The organism is Streptococcus oralis subsp. oralis, from assembly GCF_000960035.1.
Classification (GTDB): Bacteria; Bacillota; Bacilli; order Lactobacillales; family Streptococcaceae; genus Streptococcus; species Streptococcus oralis_G.
This window is the reverse complement of sequence record NZ_JYGR01000003.1, coordinates 122,337-144,465: the sequence shown is the minus strand read 5'-3', so window position 1 is coordinate 144,465 and position 22,129 is coordinate 122,337. Positions and strand designations below refer to the sequence as shown.

26 protein-coding genes are annotated in these 22,129 nt (G+C 42.8%); all 26 read right to left on the bottom strand.

Translation table 11 applies throughout. The annotated features are described in order from the left end of the window. Window positions 1-159: 159 nt before the first annotated feature. A complete protein-coding gene (locus TZ92_RS02570) occupies window positions 160-555 on the bottom strand; it encodes a single-stranded DNA-binding protein (RefSeq protein ID WP_000282459.1) in 396 nt (131 codons plus the stop codon). Between the two features lie 77 nt (window positions 556-632). Next, complete coding sequence (locus tag TZ92_RS02565; RefSeq protein WP_033629374.1) at window positions 633-1,394, bottom strand: SDR family oxidoreductase; 762 nt, start codon at window positions 1,392-1,394, stop codon at window positions 633-635. 40 nt (window positions 1,395-1,434) lie between these two features. Next, complete coding sequence (gene ytpR, locus TZ92_RS02560; RefSeq protein WP_033629373.1) at window positions 1,435-2,061, bottom strand: YtpR family tRNA-binding protein; 627 nt, start codon at window positions 2,059-2,061, stop codon at window positions 1,435-1,437. Between the two features lie 15 nt (window positions 2,062-2,076). Beyond that, window positions 2,077-2,394, bottom strand: coding sequence for a thioredoxin family protein (locus tag TZ92_RS02555; RefSeq protein WP_033629372.1), 318 nt, complete (start codon window positions 2,392-2,394; stop codon window positions 2,077-2,079). Continuing rightward, window positions 2,391-2,690 (bottom strand): DUF4651 domain-containing protein, encoded by a 300-nt coding sequence (locus TZ92_RS02550; RefSeq protein WP_033629371.1) that lies wholly within the window; start codon window positions 2,688-2,690, stop codon window positions 2,391-2,393. Before TZ92_RS02550 ends, TZ92_RS02555 begins: the two co-directional genes overlap by 4 nt. Window positions 2,691-2,922: 232 nt before the next feature. Further along, the gene (locus TZ92_RS02540; RefSeq protein ID WP_033629370.1) at window positions 2,923-3,996 is read right to left on the bottom strand and encodes an N-acetylmuramoyl-L-alanine amidase family protein; all 1,074 of its coding nucleotides are present in this window, start codon (window positions 3,994-3,996) and stop codon (window positions 2,923-2,925) included. Between the two features lie 118 nt (window positions 3,997-4,114). Beyond that, on the bottom strand, window positions 4,115-5,722 hold the full coding sequence (locus TZ92_RS02535; RefSeq protein ID WP_033629369.1) for a CTP synthase: 1,608 nt from the start codon (window positions 5,720-5,722) through the stop codon (window positions 4,115-4,117). 317 nt (window positions 5,723-6,039) lie between these two features. Further along, entirely contained in the window at window positions 6,040-6,630 is a 591-nt protein-coding gene (rpoE, locus tag TZ92_RS02530; protein WP_000418415.1) for a DNA-directed RNA polymerase subunit delta, read from the bottom strand. Window positions 6,631-7,033: 403 nt separating this feature from the next. Further along, window positions 7,034-8,179: an FtsX-like permease family protein gene (locus tag TZ92_RS02525; protein WP_033629368.1), complete on the bottom strand. Its 1,146-nt coding sequence runs from the start codon at window positions 8,177-8,179 to the stop codon at window positions 7,034-7,036. Window positions 8,180-8,182: 3 nt separating this feature from the next. After that, window positions 8,183-8,863 (bottom strand): ABC transporter ATP-binding protein, encoded by a 681-nt coding sequence (locus TZ92_RS02520; protein WP_033629367.1) that lies wholly within the window; start codon window positions 8,861-8,863, stop codon window positions 8,183-8,185. Further along, window positions 8,860-9,435 carry a TetR/AcrR family transcriptional regulator gene (locus tag TZ92_RS02515; RefSeq protein WP_033629366.1) on the bottom strand — a complete coding sequence of 192 codons (576 nt, stop codon included), beginning with the start codon at window positions 9,433-9,435 and terminating at the stop codon, window positions 8,860-8,862. The genes TZ92_RS02520 and TZ92_RS02515 overlap by 4 nt, the downstream gene beginning before the upstream one ends. Window positions 9,436-9,553: 118 nt before the next feature. Then, window positions 9,554-9,715, bottom strand: a complete 162-nt coding sequence (locus TZ92_RS09775) for a hypothetical protein (RefSeq protein ID WP_080702626.1) — start codon at window positions 9,713-9,715, stop codon at window positions 9,554-9,556. Between the two features lie 19 nt (window positions 9,716-9,734). Beyond that, the gene (locus tag TZ92_RS02510; RefSeq protein WP_033629365.1) at window positions 9,735-10,490 is read right to left on the bottom strand and encodes a protein NO VEIN domain-containing protein; all 756 of its coding nucleotides are present in this window, start codon (window positions 10,488-10,490) and stop codon (window positions 9,735-9,737) included. A gap of 68 nt (window positions 10,491-10,558) precedes the next feature. Further along, window positions 10,559-13,210 carry a valine--tRNA ligase gene (locus TZ92_RS02505; RefSeq protein ID WP_033629364.1) on the bottom strand — a complete coding sequence of 884 codons (2,652 nt, stop codon included), beginning with the start codon at window positions 13,208-13,210 and terminating at the stop codon, window positions 10,559-10,561. Then, entirely contained in the window at window positions 13,203-13,781 is a 579-nt protein-coding gene (locus tag TZ92_RS02500) for an AAA family ATPase (protein WP_033629363.1), read from the bottom strand. Before TZ92_RS02500 ends, TZ92_RS02505 begins: the two co-directional genes overlap by 8 nt. After that, window positions 13,781-14,341, bottom strand: coding sequence for a GNAT family N-acetyltransferase (locus TZ92_RS02495; protein WP_033629362.1), 561 nt, complete (start codon window positions 14,339-14,341; stop codon window positions 13,781-13,783). The genes TZ92_RS02500 and TZ92_RS02495 overlap by 1 nt, the downstream gene beginning before the upstream one ends. Before the next feature lie 280 nt (window positions 14,342-14,621). Beyond that, the gene (locus tag TZ92_RS02490; protein WP_000038699.1) at window positions 14,622-15,017 is read right to left on the bottom strand and encodes a helix-hairpin-helix domain-containing protein; all 396 of its coding nucleotides are present in this window, start codon (window positions 15,015-15,017) and stop codon (window positions 14,622-14,624) included. A 97-nt stretch (window positions 15,018-15,114) separates the two neighbouring features. Then, a complete protein-coding gene (locus TZ92_RS02485) occupies window positions 15,115-15,369 on the bottom strand; it encodes a DUF1912 family protein (protein ID WP_000119707.1) in 255 nt (84 codons plus the stop codon). Window positions 15,370-15,378: 9 nt separating this feature from the next. Further along, the gene (locus TZ92_RS02480) at window positions 15,379-16,713 is read right to left on the bottom strand and encodes a DUF438 domain-containing protein (RefSeq protein WP_033629361.1); all 1,335 of its coding nucleotides are present in this window, start codon (window positions 16,711-16,713) and stop codon (window positions 15,379-15,381) included. Continuing rightward, entirely contained in the window at window positions 16,713-16,946 is a 234-nt protein-coding gene (locus TZ92_RS02475) for a DUF1858 domain-containing protein (protein ID WP_000368739.1), read from the bottom strand. Before TZ92_RS02475 ends, TZ92_RS02480 begins: the two co-directional genes overlap by 1 nt. A 214-nt stretch (window positions 16,947-17,160) precedes the next feature. Then, window positions 17,161-17,343 (bottom strand): hypothetical protein, encoded by a 183-nt coding sequence (locus TZ92_RS02465; protein ID WP_000505781.1) that lies wholly within the window; start codon window positions 17,341-17,343, stop codon window positions 17,161-17,163. A gap of 1 nt (window position 17,344) precedes the next feature. Further along, the gene (locus tag TZ92_RS02460; RefSeq protein ID WP_033629360.1) at window positions 17,345-18,124 is read right to left on the bottom strand and encodes a hypothetical protein; all 780 of its coding nucleotides are present in this window, start codon (window positions 18,122-18,124) and stop codon (window positions 17,345-17,347) included. 150 nt (window positions 18,125-18,274) lie between these two features. Then, window positions 18,275-18,625, bottom strand: coding sequence for a 30S ribosome-binding factor RbfA (gene rbfA / locus TZ92_RS02455; protein ID WP_001273601.1), 351 nt, complete (start codon window positions 18,623-18,625; stop codon window positions 18,275-18,277). Window positions 18,626-18,790: 165 nt separating this feature from the next. After that, window positions 18,791-21,523, bottom strand: coding sequence for a translation initiation factor IF-2 (gene infB / locus TZ92_RS02450; protein WP_033629359.1), 2,733 nt, complete (start codon window positions 21,521-21,523; stop codon window positions 18,791-18,793). A gap of 16 nt (window positions 21,524-21,539) precedes the next feature. Beyond that, window positions 21,540-21,839: a YlxQ-related RNA-binding protein gene (locus tag TZ92_RS02445; protein ID WP_001041403.1), complete on the bottom strand. Its 300-nt coding sequence runs from the start codon at window positions 21,837-21,839 to the stop codon at window positions 21,540-21,542. Further along, window positions 21,832-22,125, bottom strand: coding sequence for an RNase P modulator RnpM (rnpM, locus tag TZ92_RS02440; RefSeq protein ID WP_000857560.1), 294 nt, complete (start codon window positions 22,123-22,125; stop codon window positions 21,832-21,834). Before rnpM ends, TZ92_RS02445 begins: the two co-directional genes overlap by 8 nt. Between the last annotated feature and the right edge of the window lie 4 nt (window positions 22,126-22,129).

Genomic DNA, 22,129 nt, shown 5'->3' with positions numbered 1-22,129 from the left:
CAATGTTTATACTCAATGAAAATCAAAGAGCAAACTAGGAAGCTAGCCGCAGGTTGCTCAAAACAGTGTTTTGAGGTTGTGGATAAAACTGACGAAGTCAGTTACCTATACCTACAGCAAGGCGAAGCTGACGTGGTTTGAAGAGATTTTCGAAGAGTATTAAAATGGCAATTCTTCCTCTTCCAAGACCAAATCTGCCAAATCCTGTCCTGCGTTATTTTCACGCATAGCCCGTTGGGCGCGGCTTTCCAAAAGTTGGAATCCTGTGGCAAGGACTTCAGTCACATAGTTCATTTGGCCATTTTTCTCAAAGCGACGGGTACGAAGTTCTCCATCCACAGAGATAAGACTACCTTTAGTTGCGTAGCTTGCCAAGGTTTCAGCCAATTTCCCCCAAAGAACAAGATTGACAAAGTCAGCTTCACGTTCCCCGTTTTGGTCTTTGTAACGACGGTTCACAGCGATAGTTGCACGCGCTACTGACTTGTCATTGTTGGTTTTGTGCAATTCTGGTGTAGACGTCAAGCGCCCAATCATGATAACTTTATTATACATATTTTCTTCCTCCTACTTATCTATTCGTAAGGAATCAAAAAAAGTTACAAAAATTTGTAACTTTTCGAGAAAATTTTTTATTTTTTATGCACCATGAAACCTGTCGCCTGTTGATTGGCCATAATGGTCATATCTGTAATCTGCACACGACGAGGCTGACTGGTCACATAGACCACTGTATCTGCGATGTCTTGTGCCTGCAAGGCCTCAATTCCTTGATAGACGGTCACAGCTCGCTCTTTGTCACCATGAAAACGAACTGTAGAGAAATCTGTTTTGACAATTCCTGGCTGAATGGTGGTCACCTTGATGTCTGTCGCAATGGTATCAATTCGCAGTCCATCTGAAAAAGTCTTGACTGCAGCCTTGGTGGCTGAGTAAACAGCTGCCCCAGCATAGGCATAGATTCGTGCGGTTGACCCCATATTGATAATATGACCCTGATTGGCTTTTACCATTGCTGGCAAGAAACAGCGAGTAACTGCCATCAAACCCTTGACGTTGGTATCCAACATGGTCAGCATATCCAATTCTTCATAGTCCTGATAGGGAGCCAAGCCAAGAGCTAGTCCGGCATTATTGACCAAGATATCAATCTGCCCTATCGTTTCCAAAATATCGGAGCAGACAGTCTTGACCATGGTCATATCCGTGACATCCAGTGCAAAGGTCCAAACTGTTTGATTTGGAAAAGTTTCTGCAAACTCTGACTTGAGGGCCTCTAATCTGTCTGTCCGTCGCCCTGTTAGAACGACATTCTCCCCCTGCTCCAGATAAGCACGCGCAATCGCTTCACCGATTCCTGAAGTCGCTCCTGTAATCACTACATTTTTCGCCATCTTATCCCCTCTATCTGATCTATCAAATACCGACAATTTCCTAGGCAGTCCAGTGTTTGGCTGGGTCAAATGGAGTTCCGACAACTTGGTCTTCTGATAATTCAATAACACCACGTTTTTGCGGAGCATTTGGCAGATGCAATTCACGAGGGCTACACATCATGCCAAAACTCTTTTCACCACAAAGTTCGCCTGGGAAAATGAGATTTCCTTTTGGCATCATCGCTCCAGGAAGAGCCACAATGGTTTTCAATCCAACACGCGCATTAGGTGCTCCTGCAACGATTTGCACTGTCTTGTCACTTGCGACTGCAACTTGGCAGATGTTGAGGTGATCACTATCAGGATGAGCTACCATCTCAACAATTTCACCAACAACAAACTTAGGTTCCTTGTCATTGACAATTTCTTCTGTAAATCCTTCCGCCTGCAATTCTTGGTTCAAACGTGCTACTTGCTCATCTGTCAAAAAGACTTGACCACGCTCTGCAATTTCAAAGAAACTTGAAACTTCGAAAATATTCCAAGCCACTGTTTCTCCATTTTCTTTGAGGAAAATACGGGCTACCTTACCTTTGCGCTCCACATCCAACTTGGCATCTCCGCTATTTTTCACGATGATCATAAGGACATCGCCAACATGCTCTTTATTATATGTAAAAATCATTGTTTCCTTTTTCTCCTATTTCAGTCCTGCTAAAAAGTCGTTAATTTGTTGCTTGCTTTTACGGTCGCGATTGACAAATCGGCCGATTTCCTTGTCCTTTTCTAGCACAACAAGGCTAGGAATCCCGTACACATCCCAGAGTTTGGCTAGATCCAGATACTGGTCTCGGTCCACTCGAATAAAGGTGAACTCTGGATTTGTCTCCTCAATCTCTGGCAAGGCAGGATAGATATAACGACAATCGCCACACCAGTCCGCCACAAAAAGAAAGACCTTCTTGCCATCTTGCTCGACAAAACCTGCTAGTTCTTCTATACTACTAGGAATTATCATAAGACTTCCTCCTCATAGACCATGTCTTCATTTTCATAGACAAAGGTATAGTGACGACCATCCTCGAAAATGACTCCTCCGACAAGTCGCTCTAGACTACTTTCGTAGACTTGAACATAGAGAGTCGCAATCTCACCCATATCTGAGAAAAGTTCGCGCACGATAGCGGTCAACTCTTCCTGAGTCTTCATGAGCTTGTGATTATCTGCTGCTTTTTTAGCCCCCAAAGCAAGGGCACTTAGACCAGCCACAGTCAAGCCAGTCATCCATAATTTCTTAGCTTTCATACCATTCATTGTAACACAAAAAGGGCTCTAGGACAAATAGGGAAGCCGTAGAAAAGCAAGTAAAAAGCCCCTTCCTTAAAGGAAAAGGACTTCTTATACTCAAAGAGCAAACTAGGAAACTAGCCGCAGGTTGCTCAAAACAGTGTTTTGAGGTTGTGGATAGAACTGACGAAGTCAGTAACCATACCTACGGTAAGGCGACGCTGACGTAGTTTGAAGAGATTTTCGCAGAGTATTATTCTTATTGCCAAGCGCCTGAGTTGCCAACGTAGTAGCCATCTGGTGTGTAGGTATTGCGAAGCATCTTACCTGATGAAGCTAGATAATACCACTTACCATTGTCTTTGACCCAATCATTCGCAATCATGGCACCAGAAGAACTTACATAATACCATTCTCCCTTGTCAAAAATCCAAGTGCTTGCTTTCATAGAGCCTGAAGTTGATAAATAGTACCACTTGCCTTGGTCGTAAAGCCAATCATTAGCAATCATAGCTCCTGATGATTTAAAGGCATACCAGTTGCCACCTTGATAGAGCCAAGTTTGATTAAACATAATCCCTTTATCATTCATAAAGTACCAAGTTCCATTGTCTTTAACCCAAGCATTTTGAACTAGTTGGCCTTGTTTTTGATAATACCAATTTTGGTCTGATTTTAGCCAGCTTTCTGCTTTTACAATCGGATAAAGTTCTCGGAAGGCTCCTCCCCCCTTGTAGGAATGACTGATCGATTCTGGTTTTGTAAGTTTTAACTCACCATTGTCATGGTCTTTCCAAGCATAAACTTTTTGACCATTGATAGTCTCTGGTAAGGTAGCAGTGTAGGTCTTGGTTTGATAGTCCCATTTTGTATCAAGGTAGGTGTAATGGTCTTTTGATTCTTCAATACGGTAGTAGCCACTTTTCTCACCATTATATACATCATCTACCACTTTAGAGGACCAGGTCTTTACTTCATTTCCACTCTTGGCCTCGACCTTGATATCTCCTCTATAGCCATAAGGTACGTAGAAATTCAGGTAACGCCCCTCTGTACCGACCATAGACTTGTCCTTTTCTTGGCCTAGGAAATTGACTGTCTGATCTTGACCATTGAGACTGACCATCCACTCGATTTTCTCAGTTTTTGGCAAATCCAAGACTTTGATATCTACTTCATGGCCATTATTAAATCGAAGAATTTTGCCATCTTGATACTTAACCCCACCCTTAATAACCCATTCTTCTTCCAATTCGAATGCTTTTCCTGAATGAGGGAAAGCCAGTAAAGCTAAACCTGCTAGAGACAAACAAAATAGTGTGATTTTTTTCATTGTATATCCTCCTTAGGAATTATTATATTAATTATATCACTATCTATTTTTTTTGCAAATCTTATCCTAAATATGCTAGAAGAAACCTCTGAGATTGCTCTCAGAGATTAGAAGATAACTAGTTACTATTCTCAACTGCTGCAGTAACAAAGGCAGTGTAGAGTTCTTCTGGACGATTTGGACGGCTGGAAAGTTCAGGGTGATACTGACAAGCCACAAAGAATTTATTCTCAGGAATTTCCACAATTTCGACCAAACGATTGTCTGGAGAAACTCCTGAGAAGACGAAACCTGCTGCCTCAAACTGTTCACGAAAGGCATTGTTAAACTCATAACGGTGACGGTGACGGCGTTGCACCACTTCTTGATTGTGATAAGCAGCCGCTGCCTTAGAACCTCGTTTCAACTTAGATGGATAAAGTCCCAAACGAAGGGTGCCACCCATATCCTCAACATCAACCTGATCACGCATGATATCAATGATAGGATATTTTGTTTCTGGTGCAAGTTCAGCAGAATTGGCACCTTCAAGACCCAAAACGTGACGAGCAAACTCGATACAAGTCAACTGCATTCCCAAGCAAACACCCAACATTGGCACATCATTCTCACGCGCATAACGGATGGCTTGAATTTTCCCTTCCGTACCACGTTGACCGAAACCGCCTGGTACGATGATTCCGTCCGCATCCGACAAGAGTTCTGCTACATTCCCTGCTGTCACATCATTGGCATTGATCCAATTAATCTTCACTTCTGCGTCGTTGGCATACCCAGAGTGTTTCAAGGCTTCGACCACTGAGATGTAGGCATCTTGCAACTCCACATACTTACCAACAAGGGAAATCTTGACTTGTTTTTTCAGGTTCATGACCTTATCCACCATGGCTGACCACTCTGTCATATCCGCTGCTGGTGCATCTAATTTCAAATGATCACAAACAATTTGGTCCATGCCTTGCGCCTGCAAGTTCAATGGAATTTGGTAAAGGTGTTCAACATCCAAAGACTCGATAACGGCTTCTGGAACCACGTCACAAAACTGTGCTAGTTTGTTTTTAATGCCCTGACCAGCTGGTTTCTCGGTACGGATGACCAACATATTTGGCTGGATTCCCAATCCACGCAATTCTTTTACAGAATGTTGAGTTGGCTTGGTCTTCATCTCACCTGCAGCCTTGAGGTAAGGAAGCAAGGTTGTATGGATGTACATGACATTATCTGCACCCACATCTGCCTTCATCTGACGAAGAGCCTCTAAAAATGGCAAGGACTCGATATCCCCAACTGTTCCACCAACCTCTGTGATAATGACATCAGAGTCAGTCGTTACAGCGGCACGCTTGATTTTTTCTTTCAAAGCATCTGTGATATGAGGAATGACTTGAACAGTTGCACCAAGGTATTCGCCACGGCGTTCTTTACGAAGAACTTCACTGTAGATTTTACCAGTTGTCACGTTGGAATATTTGTTGAGATTGATATCAATAAAACGTTCATAGTGACCCAAGTCCAAATCTGTCTCAGCTCCATCATCTGTCACAAAAACTTCCCCGTGCTGGTAAGGACTCATGGTTCCCGGATCGATATTGATATAAGGGTCAAACTTTTGAATGGTTACTTTAAGACCACGATTTTTCAAGAGACGACCCAGACTTGCTGCCACAATCCCTTTCCCAATAGACGACACCACACCACCAGTTACAAAAATATATTTCGTAGACATAGATTCCTCTTTCTAAAATGCTCAAGGTCTTGTTAACTACGAGGGGAGATAGAAAACAAGACCCTTATGAATAACGACTTTTCAAGAAAACTTCCTGAAAAAACAAAAATAGCTCCCTAGTAACTAGGGAGCCCCGACCTCTAAAAGAGGTGCCCGAACAATATGATACCTTAAAGCAGAACATTTGTCAACTCGAATTGGTAAAGCATGAAAATAAAAAGATTGTTTTCAGAAAACCAACTAAAGATCCACATCCAAACGGATGACCTGCTCAAGGAACAAAAAAGGAGATCGCCTGATCTCCTCTGTGAAGTCTTTTACTCTTCTTCACTCGTTTCAGCGTCATCGTCAGAAAACTCGTCGTCTTCTTCGTTGAGATCCACGTCTTCGCCCAAGTCATCTGGAGCGATTTCGTTGATTTCTGCATCGTAAGCTTCCACTTCATTTTTCTCATCATCTGGATTTTCATCATCATATGAAAGAGCTGGATCAGCTTCGTATGCATCTTCGTCTTCTGGATCATCTGCATTGTAGTCAATGGCATCTGAATCACCATCCATAAAGGCATTGACACGTTTTTTCTTAGCTTTTGGTGCTACTTCATCGTCGTCACTTTCTTCAAGAGCGATGATTTCTTCGTCAATTTCGTCTACACCATACCATGAACGAAGACCCCATTTGTTGTCTCCAAGAGAGATGAAGCTACCATCAAAGTTCAACTCTGTGTAGAACAAAGGTAAAGCTTCGCGGATATCGCTGTTTGATGTTCCAAGGTAGTTTTGAATTTCGTTTACAAGATCGCTAAAATGCATCTCATGATCGCGACCACGAAGTTCCAAGATAGCACGCGCTACCTCAATCATAGATAGTTCACTTTTTTCTTGCCCAGCAAATACTTCTAATTCCAAAGCGTTTCTCCTCATTTTTACTACTATCGCCAGAGCGAACAGACTCCGACCTCATTTTATCATTTACTCTTTATTGTACGATAATTTTGCGGAATAGTCAAAGGTTAAGAAAAATAAAGGTGAAATATTTCAGCTAATTGAAAGACCTGTGTAACATGACCGCAGGTATATTGATTTATTTATAACTCAAGGCTGCAACTCCAATACCAACCACAAACTGCAAGAGAATTCCTACAGAGATAAAGAATTGTTTGTTGCATCAAATCAAGTAAAAAGATCATTTCAGGTCCTGCCAGTAACTTCGTTTTCTTTCCTTTATTTCATTTTCCCTAGAATAGTGAAAAATCCTTCTCTTGTTAATGAGTTTCATAAGAAAAAGGCTGGAGAATCTAACCTTCTCTATTTATTCAGCTAAGAGTACTTCTTTGATGGTTTGCTTTTGGAGTTTTCTGTTGGATAGATAAAAGAGGCTTTCATAAACCACAGCAAAACCGATCAAAGTCCAGAAGCAAACATTCCCATCAAAGTGATGCTCAATCTTTTCAGGAACCGTATCTTTGATCACACCAATCAAGATTTCCATAATAGCGTACTGATAAGCCGTCCCAAGAACAAATCCTAGATAGGCCCAGAAACGATAGGGAGATAGGATATGACCTTGGCATTCACGATCTGTGTAGCCAAAAGCCTTCATAAGAGCCAGGGTTTCGCGACTTTCTGAGACAACAATCCCCAATGACAAAAAGAGAATAGAGAAAGAAAGGATCAAGCCAATCATGATCATCATGGTTTGGATGATGTCATCTGTGTAGTCCCTTAGACCAAAGGACAATTGAACCATGGCCGCAAAACACATAGAGCCAAAGACTACAAAAAACAGGATAAATTTTCTCCCCCAAATCAGCGACGAAGATAGCTCTTTTAGGAAGGATTTTTCTTTCTTAGGAGCACTTTTTTTCCTTTTGACCTTAATCGGTGTTGGGGATTTTTTCAATAGGTGAAGGGCCGGCGTTTGTAGTTGTCTTCTAGCATAGCCAATCGCAAGAACCATAAAGAAAGTCGTTGGCAGTATCACTAAAGCGATCAAGAGCTGCCAGTGAAAATGAATGGTAATTTCTGGCAAAATCCTCTTCTCATTGCGAAAGTCATAAAAATGTCCCATCATTAGAAAAGAAGCTAAATAGCCAAGAAGCGCTCCAACTCCAAAACTGAGTCCAAAAGCCCAAAATCGTTTAGCCAACTGGCCATTGCTATAGCCTAAAGCCTTTAAAATCCCTAATTGCTCCTTGTGGTCATCGATAAATTGTTTGATATAAAAGCACATGAGAAGGATCGACGTCAAGGACAAGACAACCCCACTGACCATGGCCACCATCCAGGAAAGTGAAACCTGGGCATCATAATAGGCCGTAATCATCGGATTGGTTTTAGAAATCTCCAACTGCTCGATATCAAGATAAAAATTCAAGAAAAGATTGGCCACAAAAACCGCACAGGCTCCAATGATACTGACGACAACTAATTTTCGAATATCTTTTACTGAAAACATGGCTTACCATCCAATCTCATAAGCAGTCTGTGGCTGATCATTGGTCACAACTTCAGTAATTTTGCCACTATTGACGCGAATGATGGTTCTGGCCATATCCGCAATATTTTGGTTGTGTGTCACCATGATTAGGGTAAAGCCTAGCTTTTCCTTCAACTTCCAGATATAGTCGAGAATCTTGCGCCCTGTTTCTTCATCCAGAGCCCCCGTCGGCTCATCTAAGAAAAGAATCTCTGGCTTTTTGGCTAAGGCACGAGCAATAGATACCCTCTGCTGTTCGCCGCCAGACAATTCACTCGGATACTTGTCCAGCTTATCGCCAAGTCCCAAATCCTCGATAATCTGCAAAAAATCATGATTGTCTGCCAGGTCAGCTCCCATCTTTACATTCTGTCTGACCGTGAGATTTGGTAATAAATAATACTGCTGAAAAATAAAGGCTATCTTCTCACGTCTAAAGGCCGTCAATTGAGCATCCGTGAGTTGTGATAAATCTTGTGCTTGAATGAGGATATGCCCCTCGTCTACCTTCTCTAATCCTGACAATACGTTTAAGAGAGTTGACTTGCCTGATCCAGAAGGACCGAGGATAACCACATCATCCTGGTCTTGAATCTGCAAATCAATCCCTTTTAAAACCTTGGTTTGGCCATAACTTTTGTGCACATTTTCTAGTTGAATCATTTCTTTCCTACCATTTCTTTGATGAGAGATTGACAAACCTCTGTCAGTAATCCAATCACTTCTTCCATGCTGAACTGATAAATACCAGAAGCAACCATAGAGGCCATGCCGTGTGAGTAGATAAATAAATGCTGGTACAGGCGACTAGCCTCCTCTAACGTCAATGGATAGTCTGCTACAATCGATTCCAGAACCAATTGGTAACTATGATCCTTCATGGGAAGAAAATCTTGAAAGCGACGAATCGGATCTTTGCTAGTATTTTGGAAAAGCAATTGAAAAAGTTGGGGCTCTTTTGAGGCGAACAGGATATAAGCAACCCCGACAGATCGAAAAGGCTTCTCATCTTCTAAAGCCTTTCGTATATACTCCACTACGACCATCTCTGCAGCAACAATAACCTCTGCTTGTAACTCGGCCATATTGGCAAATTGCCCAAAAATCACTCTTGGTGTAGCTCCCAGTTGCTCCGCTAATGCTCGAGCCGTCAAACTAGCCATGCCCTCTTCTCTCACCAATTGTAAAGCTGTCCCAATGATAGTCTCTTTACTAAATTTAACCTTTGGTGGCATAAGACTCCTTTCGTGCAACATTTGTTGCGCAACACTTGTTGCATAAAAGAATACCATAAAAAAGAAAGACTTGTCAAGAAAAAACTGTAAAACACAAAACAAAAAAACAGCGGACTTTTTATTTCTTTGCTACCCAGCCGATAGCATCGCTAGGTGGATTTTCGGTATCAAGCCAAATAAATTCGATGCCGATTTCCCCATTTTTAAACTTGATCAAGCCAATACCATTGATTTCCAGTTCATTGAGCCGTTGGCCTGTCAAAACTTCTCGTTCCTTCAACTGGAAAAGTTAAGGGGAACTAATATAAATCTTCAAGACTTCTGTATTCTATAACTTCATTCTTTATGATACTCTTTTTAAATTCAAAATGATTCAATAGATTATCGATTAATACTAACTTTGTAATATCATCCAGGTTGGTAACCAAGGATAAAATGAAATCTGATTGAAACTCTTTTGCTTTCTCAAATTCTCTAGCAGTCAAACGAATACGCCCTTTAGATTTTCGAATACCTTTAACTTCGGCAAGGTAATAATGTTCTTGAACATCTACTTGGAAATCATAACCATCACCATAAAGGCGGGCATCGGTTAATTGTCCACCTTGAAATTTTTCTTCTTTATCAAAATGGAGTATAAAGTAATTTTCTGCTTTCATTCCAGTTTCTTGTAGACGTTTGAATTTAGTTCGAACTATTGGCTTTTCAATGACTGCTATACCTGTTTTCTTCCCTTCGCTTGCAAGTAGGATTTTAACGATTTCTGCAAAATTGTGAACATCCTCATTCCCAAACATCATGTCAATTAAATCTTTTCTAAAACAGTAGACTTCAGCTTTTTGCCACCAACCTTTCCGATTGTTCTCAAAATAGGGGTCAAATAAATCCATTCTATTTTTAACTACACCTGTCGTTTCTGCGAAACCCAAAGAAACTATATAACGATAAAACTCAAATTTACTAGAGCATTGAAACTCTTTTATAAACAACTTATCAAATTTGGCAAGACCATAGCTAATTAGATTTAACAATTCATAATGAGGATGTTTGGACATAACTTTCTCCATCAATAGATATTGATTTCATTATACAAAAAACACGGTTTATCACCGTGTTTCTGTGTTTATTTCACGAGTTTCTTCATCTCATCAATACGTGCTACGGTCGCGTCATACTTGGCTTGGTAGTCGGCTTGTTTGTCGCGTTCTTTTTGGACGACTTCTGGTTTGGCATTAGCTACGAAACGTTCGTTAGAAAGCTTCTTACCGACCATGTCCAGTTCTTTTTGCCATTTAGCCAGTTCCTTGTCGAGACGAGCGAGTTCTTCTTCGACATTGAGGAGGTCTGCGAGTGGCAAGTAGATTTCTGCTCCTGTGATGACGCTTGACATTGCGAGCTCAGGTGCAGGGATGGTTGATGCGATTTCCAAGTGTTCTGGATTTGTGAAGCGTTTGATGTAGTTAACATTGCTGTTAAAGAAGGCTTCCAAGTCGCTATCGCTTGTCTTAACAAGGATTGTGATTGGCTTGCTTGGAGCAACGTTTACTTCTGCACGCGCATTACGTACTGCACGGATCAAGTCTTTGAGACTTTCTACACCAGTGTGGGCTGCAAGGTCTTCAAAGGCTGGGTTGACAGTTGGGTACTCCGCTGTCACGATAGAGCCTTCTGAGATTTGCCCAAAGATTTCCTCTGTCACGAATGGCATGATTGGGTGAAGGAGACGAAGGATCTTGTCCAAGGTGTAAAGGAGAACAGAACGTGTGATGACTTTCTCTTCTTCATTATCGCTATAAAGGACTTCCTTGGTCAACTCAACATACCAGTCCGCAAACTCATCCCAGATGAAGTTGTAGAGGATATGGCCAGCCACACCAAACTCGAACTTGTCAAAGTTTTCAGTAACTTTGCCGATCGTTTCATTGAGGTTGTGGAGAATCCAGCGATCAGTGACATTTCCAGCTTCCTTGTTAACAACTTTTTCCACATTGGCAGTTGCTTGCTCAAGGGTCAAGCCTTCATTGTTCATGAGGATGTAGCGAGAGATGTTCCAGATTTTGTTAATGAAGTTCCATGATGCATCCATTTTCTCGTAAGAGAAGCGCACATCTTGGCCTGGTGCAGAACCGTTTGAAAGGAACCAACGAAGGGCATCGGCACCATATTTCTCGATAACATCCATTGGGTCAATCCCGTTTCCGAGAGATTTAGACATCTTGCGTCCTTGTTCGTCACGAATGAGACCGTGAATCAGAACGTTTTGGAATGGATGACGACCAGTGAATTCCAATGATTGGAAGATCATACGAGACACCCAGAAGAAGATGATGTCGTAACCTGTTACCAAGGTTGAAGTCGGGAAGTAACGTTTGAAGTCTTCTGAGTCGACATCAGGCCAGCCCATGGTTGAGAATGGCCAAAGAGCTGAGCTGAACCAAGTATCCAAGACGTCTTCGTCCTGAGTCCATCCGTCACCTTCTGGAGCTTCTTCACCGACGTATATTTCACCCTCAGCATTGTACCAAGCAGGAATTTGGTGACCCCACCAGAGCTGACGTGAGATTACCCAGTCATGGACATTTTCCATCCATTGGAGGAAGGTATCGTTGAAACGAGGTGGGTAGAAGTCAACCTTGTCCTCTGTGTCTTGGTTGGCAATAGCATTCTTGGCCAATTGGTCCATCTTAACGAACCATTGCGTAGACAAGCGTGGCTCAACCACAACACCTGTACGCTCTGAGTGACCAACACTGTGGACACGTTTTTCGATTTTAACAAGGGCACCGATTTCTTCCAACTTAGCAACGACGGCCTTACGAGCTTCAAAACGGTCCATACCTGCAAATTCAAAGGCAAGCTCGTTCATAGTTCCGTCATCGTTCATGACGTTGACTTGTGGCAAGTTGTGTCGTTGACCAACCAAGAAGTCGTTTGGATCGTGGGCAGGGGTGATTTTTACAACACCCGTACCGAACTCAGGATCCGCATGTTCATCGGCAACGATTGGGATCAGTTTATTAGCGATTGGAAGGACTACGTTTTGACCAATCAAGTCCTTGTAGCGTGGGTCTTCTGGATTGACCGCAACGGCTACGTCCCCAAACATAGTCTCAGGACGAGTGGTCGCTACTTCAAGGGCGCGTGAACCATCTTCCAGCATGTAGTTCATGTGGTAGAAGGCACCTTCAACATCCTTGTGGATAACCTCGATATCAGAAAGGGCTGTGCGAGCTGCTGGGTCCCAGTTGATGATAAATTCACCACGGTAGATCCAGCCTTTCTTGTAAAGGTCCACAAAGACCTTTCGAACCGCTTTTGACAAACCTTCGTCAAGCGTGAAACGCTCGCGAGAGTAGTCAACAGAGAGCCCCATCTTGCCCCATTGTTCCTTGATAGTAGTCGCATATTCGTCTTTCCATTCCCAGACTTTGTCAAGGAATTTTTCACGACCGAGATCGTAACGAGTAATGCCCTCACCACGTAAGCGTTCCTCAACCTTAGCCTGAGTCGCAATCCCTGCGTGGTCCATCCCTGGAAGCCAAAGTGTATCAAAACCTTGCATGCGTTTTTGACGGATGATGATATCTTGCAAAGTTGTATCCCAAGCGTGACCGAGGTGGAGTTTCCCAGTTACGTTTGGTGGTGGAATGACGATTGAATAAGGCTTAGCTTTTTGATCGCCTGAAGGCTTGAAAACATCTTCGTCAAGCCATTTTTGGTAACGACCAGCCTCAACCTCGGCTGGATTGTATTTAGGTGAAAGTTCTTTAGACATGTGTTTGTCCTTTCTCTATTGTATTCATTTTATCTTGAATCTGCTTAGCAACCTCTTCTGCAGACAGATTCGTATTATTTATTTTAAGGTAGTGGTGCAACTCATTAGGTTGATGTTGGGAATTTAATTGAAGTGTTTCAGCAGTCTCCAAAATTTCTCTTTCAGATATCTCAATATGCCGTTTTAAGGGTTTGTGATTTAAACGATTCTCCGTTCGATTTCGACGTAAACGCTCTTCAAGACTTGTTTCCAACTCCACAAACAGAATCTCTTGATGATAATCATCCAACAAATCCTGAATTTGCTTCAAATACAGCAGCTGGTACTGATTTGAAAAATCAATTACGTCTGTTAAAATCACAGATCGCTGATTCCTAGCACTTGCTCCAAGGAAAGAAAAGGTAATTCCACTAACAAATTCCCACATTTCTTCTGTATAGTCCTGATAGATTTCTAGTGCAAAATCGATAGATTGATGGTTATAAAAGAGGGTAGCATTTGTCTTTCGAGATAGTTCTTGCCCAATCGTCATTTTTCCTGAAGCTGGAGCGCCAATGATGAAAAGATGCATCAAATCACCTCCCACTCACTCCTCAGCAACCCATACCTCAAATCATCACAACGATTGCCTTGGGCATCTTTGCGGTCCCTTATGCGAGCTTCTAAGGTAAAGCCAAGCTTCTCGGCGACTCGTTGACTTTGGACATTGTAGCCAAAGCAAGACAATTCTATCTTGTGAAGTCCCAATTCTTTAAAAGCCAGATCAATCAAGGCACGGGCTGCTTCTGGCACATAACCACGACCCCAATAGTCTGGTTGTAAGATATAGCCAATCTCCAAGACATCATCCTCGTGACGACGAGGGAAATCAACAGAGCCGATGACCTTATCGGTTCCTTTAACGACAATTCCATAGCCCGCTGGGAGATTGTTCTTTTCATTACGCTCGGGCAGAATATGCTCCAGATAATAAATCTCATCTTCCAAGCTCTTGACGGGGTGAAAGCCTGCTGGATAGGAAACTTCTGACCTACTGGCATAGTCAAAGATATCCACAACATCAGTCACGGTACGGACTCGTAAAACTAGCCGTTCGGTTTCTAAACGTTCGGGCAATGTTGCTCTTGTCATCCTTCTACCTCGCTTTCTACAAAAAATCGCCCCTGCCATCTACATGACAGGGACGAATGTGTTTATCCGCGGTACCACCCAATTTCGGGCAAGGCCCGCAACTCTTGTCTTTGAAGGATATACAAAGACACTTTTATTTCATTTTCATCCATCAGCAACCAGTTTTGACACATTTGTGGACTTCTCAGCACCGCCACTTTCTGTAAAATGTGGGATCCAAAACACCTCTAATGGCTTTATTGTAACAAGTTTTTCACGGAAATGCAAGGGACAAGAAAAATTACTTGAAGCTGATTCCGTGTTCTTTTAATTTCTTAATCGTAGCTGGGCCGATTCCTTTCAAGGCAAGGAGTTCTTTTTCAGTCCAGTTTTTAAAGTCAGCAGCTGACTTGATGCCTTCATCATAGAAAGTCTTAGCACGATCTACTGAGAGGCCACCCAAAGTAGCTGCAAAATCTTCTACAGAATTGGCTACTTTTTGAGCTTGTTCCTTAGTCGCTTCTACTGCTTGTTCCACTTTTTTAGAGACAACTTTTCCTGCTTCGCTGGCAGATTTTTCTGCGTGTTTCACAACTTTCTTGGTCTCTTCGACAACTTTAGTCACCGTACTTGAAAATGCACCTGAGCGACGAAGGCTATTTCGCAATTGTTTTTTACGTTGGAGTTTCTTTGACATGATAAAATCCTTTCAATAAAAAATCCCTGCTCTGACAAGGATTTAATAAAGATATTCTATCAAGATTTTGGGAAAAAATCAAGAAAGTATCTGTATTTTAATAGTTTCTCTCACCAAACAAGCCTTCTGGCAAGTCATGGAATCCCTTGCCTGCCTTGAAATTTTCAAACTTACCAAGCAAGAACTGGTAGGCATCCAAACGACTCTCGTAGCGAATCATGGCATCTTTGGCACGCTCGTCTTGGTCTTCTTCGTAGACTTTTTGACTTTCCTTGTGCGCCATGTCGTTGATCATGATCTGGGTATTGACCCAGGCTTCAAATTCCTTCATAAATTCCTGTTCGTAACTCATTGATTCTCCTTATTCTAATCCACGGAAGTAGTCCGTATCAATCTCTCGGTAGGGCTGAATATCCTGAACATACTCCAACACCCCTTGAAATTCTCCGTTTTCATCGTGTACCGCAGCATAGGTGATGTGGACAAACTTGCCTCGCGACTCCGACTTGAACCACATTTCATACTTGTCTTTTTTACCTTCACGAAGACCTTTCATAACGGCCTTCACCTTGTCTAGGTACTTGGGCGGATGGCAGAGTTCAACATTGCGCCCGACTTGGGATGGCGTCCGTTTGAAAATCATCTCATCAGCTGGCGCATTGTCATTGTAATACTGGAAAATATCGTCTTTATTGACAAAGGTAATCTCCATGGGAAGGTGATTAAGGATGAGGTTGGCCTGCTCTACGGAGAGATAGCCATTCCCAAAAGCCTGTTGACTATGACGGTCCAGCACTGCTTCCTTTTCCTTAGGGGTAAAGGTAATGGTAAACTGACCTTCTGGCGTATCGATAACTTGCTGAACTTGACCTTCAGCCGTGTCTAGCTGCACGGGCTCCAGTGCACTCTTTTCCTCAACAAAACTTTGGCGTTCTGGCACCCATTTCTCAGACGGACGGATGATGGCATAGCCGTAGGCATCGCTCTCCTCCGCAATCTGAAGCCAGTCATCTTGGGTGAAGGACTCAAGGAGAATCATGAGGAGGATGGACTCTTCCTTGAAAATCATACTTTCAAACTCTGTCGCAAAAGCTTCAAAAGCTTCCTTTACACTGCTAATCGACACTTCTGGTAATGATTTGGCTGTCGTTAGAGCTGTTTGAAAGAGTTCCCTGATCTGGTCGTCCACTCCCCACATAACTTTTGGAGGTGAATCGTGTCCATAGCGCTCCATGATAGGAAAGAAGAGCTCTTCCTTGCGCTGGTAGTGGATGTCAAATTGCCCCAACAGCCCCATTTGACGGACCAAGCCCTTGCGCATCTCTGCAAGCATTTCCTCGTCTTCCATAGACTCATAGGTATCCAACAGTCTCCGAATGCGAATCAAAGCTGCACGGAGAGCCAGATTTTCATCCTTGAAAACGCGAACGGGGTGGCCAGGGTGTTCAGTATCCTCCACTTCGACGCCCTTAACAGCGTTTTTAAAAAGATTAGCATGGACATCACAGAGTTCCATGACATCTTCAAAGGTGACACCTGAGTCTGAGTTCATCAGCTCGTGCTCCATGAGGGAAATCTCGATGGCTGAAACACCCGTAAAAGTCGCATCAAAACGCTCCTGAACTGATTCAGGAGAGGCACCATTGTGCAATTCTAACAAAATATCCCGTAGGATATGAATCCGTTCATCTGCCATTAGTCTAATCCAATCACTTCATAGCCGTTCGCTTCTAGCGTGCGGACAATCTTGTCCATAGGAGTTCCTTCAAGTTTAGAACCCTGCTTCAGCGATACTTTGCGACCGACTGTGTTGCGCATCAAGGGATTAGCAAGTGGTTTAAAACCGAGCTCCACTAGGATTTCCAAAACTTCTGGGTGCTTGTCTACCACTTCTGCAACGGGTATTGACACATCGATGATATTGTCCATGACGACCTCCATTGTATGTTCTAATACTCAATGAAAATCAAAGAGCAAACTAGGAAGCTAGCCGCAGGCTGTACTTAAGTACGGCAAGGTGAAGCTGACGTGGTTTGAAGAGATTTTCGAAGAGTATAAAATGATTTTACTGCTTATATTATACCATATGGGAAGAGATTAAAAAACTAGCAGTGGAATTCCTGCTAGTTTCTTTCATTTCAAGTTATTCCTTATCATCTGGTTTTGCGAGCCACTGGGCTACATCCATCAGCTTGTCAGCAAGCAGTACTTTCCCGAAACCTACTAGAGCATTGTCGTCTTTTTTCATGTTCTTCAGGACTTTGACGCTTTGCATCACGAAAAAGTAATTCCCGTAAGTCTTGGCTAGAATTTTAATGAATCCCATATTACTCTCCTTCGATGATTTCGACCTCTTTTCGGATAGTATCAACGTCTCTTTGATATTGCACTTCATTGTAGTTGACTAGCTTGGACAATTCCTGTTGCAATCTTTCTCCCATCGGTTTCATGGTCGCAAAGGTTAGGCCTCCAGAAATGACTCCACCTAGGATAGGAATCACTTTCCCCATCCCTTTGGCTAGGCCTCCTTTTGTCAGATTGACACCAAAAATTTTCAAAACTTTTTCTAAAATTGGATACCAAAGAGTTTTTGTCAAGGCTTTCTTGTTCACTACTTTTATGACTTGCTTGGCTACTGTCACACCGCCTGATCGAAGCAGGGCACCTGCGCCATTTACTCCCAGCATCACACCGAGATACAGTAGGAGTGTGTGTTTAGCTTCCTCGCTTAACTCATTGCGCGATGCCCAGAGATCATCAAATCCGTAAATATACCCTAGTTCTTGAGCTAATTTCAATGAAAAACCATAAAACTGAGCTACGTCTGTCGGGATAGTGATCGCCATGAGAATCCCTCCAGGTAGACCTGCCAAAACCGATGTTCCACTGGCTAACAGGACATTATCCTTAATACAGGCCTTGGCCACTCTATCCAAGCTTTCTTGAGGCAACAAAGAAGTCGGTCCTTGTTCAATCAAAGTTGGAATATCCTTACGGTCTAATTCCTTTGAAAACTTTTCTACTAAAAATTTCTCTCGATCAACTTTGACTACGGGTAATTTTACCACTTGTTGCAACACTTGCATAGCTATATCTTGTTTAGCCATATGTCTCTCCGTTTTTCATTTATATCAAGCTTTATCATATCATACTATTTGAAATTTACAAATTTTTTAAACTGATTTTTATCAGATAGATATATCGTCAAATAGCAATGATCATACTCTGGCAACAAAAAAGAGGGTCACCCCTCTTTTTTAGTTCTTATCCAGATTGCGTAGCATCTCGTCAATCTTGTTTCCATATTCGATGGATTCGTCTTTGACGAAGGTCAAATCTGGGATTTTGTACAATTTCAAATTGCGACCAAGTTCACGTTTGATTGTACCAGTTGCTTTTTCAAGCCCGATTTGAGCTTTTTGGTTATCCGAAGCAAGGTTACTCAAAATGGTGTAGTAAACCTTGGCAACAGACAAGTCCCCCAGCATCTGAACATCTGTAATGGTCACACCTTGGACACGCGGATCACGGACTTTCTTTTGCAAAATCTCATTGACTTCACGCTTGATTTCCATGCCCACACGATCCGTACGGAAATGATTTGCCATGATATTCCTTTCTCTACTTTGAACCAAAAGCTAGGCCAGCAGACCTAGCTATTTTTATTAGATAGAGGAACTAGAGCCATTTGAATCTAGGAAACAAGCCTTTGATAGAACTAAAGTTCATCGAGGCGATGTTGACGACGAGTCAAATCGGCTATCGTTTCTCTATTATCGTTTAATTTCTTCCATGACATAGGCCTCAATCACATCATCAGTCTTGATATCATTGTAGCCATCAATCATCAATCCACCTTCACGACCGTTTGTAACTTCTTTAACGTCGTCTTTGTAATGTTTCAAGCTTGCGAGTTCACCGTCATAGATAACGACACCGTCACGGATAACACGGACTTTCGAGTCACGGGTAACTTTACCGTTGATAACCATGAATCCACCGATGGTTCCCACTTTAGATACCTTGAAGGTTTCACGGATAACTGCTTCACCGATAACTTTTTCTTCAAATTCTGGGTCAAGCATCCCTTTCATAGCTTCTTCCATCTCTTCGATAACCTTGTAGATAATGCTGTGAAGACGGATTTCAACATCGTCAGCTTCGGCTTGTTGACGCGCTTGTGGTGTAGGGCGTACGTTGAAACCAACGATAAAGGCATTTGAAGCTTCCGCAAGGGTCACGTCTGATTCGTTGATAGCACCGACTGCTGAGTGGACAATGGTAACTTTGACACCTTCTACATCGATCTTTTGAAGTGAGGCAGAAAGGGCTTCAACAGAACCTTGTACGTCGGCCTTGATGATAACATTAACTGACTTAAGCTCACCAGCTTTAAGCGTATCAAAGAGGTTTTCAAGGCTGACACGTTGAGTAGCTTGACGTTGCTTCATAAGGGCACGTTTTGCACGTTCTTCACCGGCCGCACGCGCAGATTTTTCATCTTCGTAAACGGCAAAGTGGTCACCCGCCATTGGCGCTTCGTTCAAACCTGTGATAGAAACTGGTGTTGACGGACCTGCAACCTTAACACGACGACCAAGGTCATTGGTCATAGCACGCACACGACCGAAGGTATTTCCGACAACGATTGGATCTTGGACATTCAAGGTACCTTGTTGAACAAGAAGGGTTGCGACCGCACCTTTTCCTTTATCCAAGCGCGCTTCGATAACGGTACCGATTGCACGCACTGTTGGGTCTGCTTTGAGTTCTTGGATTTCAGCCACAAGAAGGACTGTTTCCAACAATTCTTCGATATTTTGGTTGAATTTAGCTGAGATTTCAACAAATTCAGAATCACCACCCCAAGCTGTTGACATAACACCATGCTCTGCCAATTCACCGATAACACGTTCTGGATTGGCACCTGGTTTATCAATCTTGTTGATAGCTACGATGATTGGAACGTTGGCCGCTTTTGAGTGGTTGATGGCTTCGATAGTCTGAGGCATAACCCCGTCGTCGGCCGCTACAACCAAGATGGTAATATCGGTAACAGATGCACCACGCGCACGCATAGAGGTAAAGGCCGCGTGTCCTGGTGTATCAAGGAAGGTAATCTTCTTGCCATTTTCCACGATTTGGTAGGCACCGATATGCTGCGTGATACCACCTGCTTCACCTGTCGCAACACGAGAGTTACGAAGGGTATCCAAGAGGGTTGTTTTACCATGGTCAACGTGTCCCATGATGGTTACAACTGGTGGACGCTCAACCAATTCATCTTCGTTAAGATAGCCATCTTCGACAAAGAAACGTTCGATGTCGGCATTATCCACTTCAACCTTTTGTTTGGCTTCGATACCGTAATCCACCATGAGGAGTTCAATTGTTTCTCCATCCAAGGATTGGTTTTGTGTGGCCATGACACCCATCATAAAGAGTTTCTTAACGATTTCTGCCGGTTCACGTTTGATACGTTTTGCGATTTCCGCAACAGTCATACCATCTGTATACTCAAATTCTGTTGGCAATTCATGGAACTTACGCTCTGTAACAGGTTTTGGAGTCTGGTTACGGTTGTTTTGCTTGTTCCCTTTTTTATTTTTCTTATTGTTATTCCAGTTACTATTTCTTTGATTTCTCACTTGATTCTGACTACTTCGATTCTTTTGTTGTTTTCTAGGACCATCTTCTTCGTGATCATAATCGTCACGTTCTTTGTCTGGTCGAGCTTGTTTTTTACGACGTGTATCCACTGGCGCTTCTTTCGCTACAGGAGCTACTGTTACGGCTGGCTGCGTTTGTTCAGCTAGTTTAGCAGCTTCTTCAAAGATTTCCTCTGGTTCCTTGCGTTTGTTAGCTTGAGCCAAGGCTTCTTTGGCAGCTTGCGATTGTTTGAAGCGCTCCTCGCTTGAGCGTGCGTATTCTGCATTTTGCTCTGCTTTTAGAGCCGCTGCACGGGCTTTAAAGTCAACACGTGGTCCAGCTTGTTTTGGCTGGAAGTCTTGTTGCTGACGGCGATCATTGCCACGATTTCCTTGACCAGGTTTGCCACCATTACGGCTGTCATTTTTCTGACGGTTGCCGTTTTGTTGTTGGTCACGGTTGTTGCCCTTGTTTTGTTTGCGTCGCTCTGCCTGCTCTTTGGCACGCGCCTCACGCTCCGCTTTGAAGTTTCGACTTTGTGGTCTTGCGGCCACTACTTTTTCTTCCTTAGGAGCTGCAGGTGCAGCTGGTTTACTTTCTTCCTTAGCGGCTACTGGTTTAGCTGATACAGGCTTTTCTGCTTTCTTTTCTACACTTGCTTTTGGTGCTGCAGGTTTTGCTTCTGCCTTAGGAGCAGGTGCAGGTTTAAAGCTAGCTGCGATTTGTTCAGCCGCAGCAGCTTCCACGCTCGATGAGTGGCTTTTCACATCCAAGCCCAACTCTTTTGCACGCGCTACAACTTCTTTACTTTCTTTTCCAAGTTCTTTTGCGATTTCGTACAATCTTTTCTTAGACAAATCATGTCCTCCTCTTCTATTCCATAAGAGACCTCATTTTCTTTGTAAATCCAGCATCTGTCACAGCCAAAACCTTTCGCGATTTTCCGACTGCTATGCTTAATTCCAGTGTTGAAAACACGGTTATAACTTCTACTTGATAATAGTCACTTTTATCTTGAATTTTCTTGGTCAGATTAGGACCAGCATCATGGGCTAGAAAGACTAGCTTGGCTTTCTGATCTTGGATGGACTTGACCACCAATTCCTCACCCGATATGATCCGGCCTGCTCGTTGAGCAAGTCCCAAGAGATTGCTTATCTTTTGCTTATTCAAGTCCTAACTCTCTTCTTTTCACTTTGTGATCCACATAGGCGATCAACTCGTCATAAAAGCTTTCTTCCACTTCCATGTTAAAGCTGCGGTTAAAGACTTTCTTCTTTTTTGCCTCTAGGGCTTCTGCATTGTCTAGCTTGATATAAGCGCCACGGCCATTGGCCTTGCCTGTCGGATCGATAAAGACCTGTCCTTCTTTGTTCTTGACAATGCGGAGCAAATCACGTTTGTCAATCACTTCGTTGGATACAACAGACTTGCGCAAAGGGATTTTTCTTGTTTTCATCTTT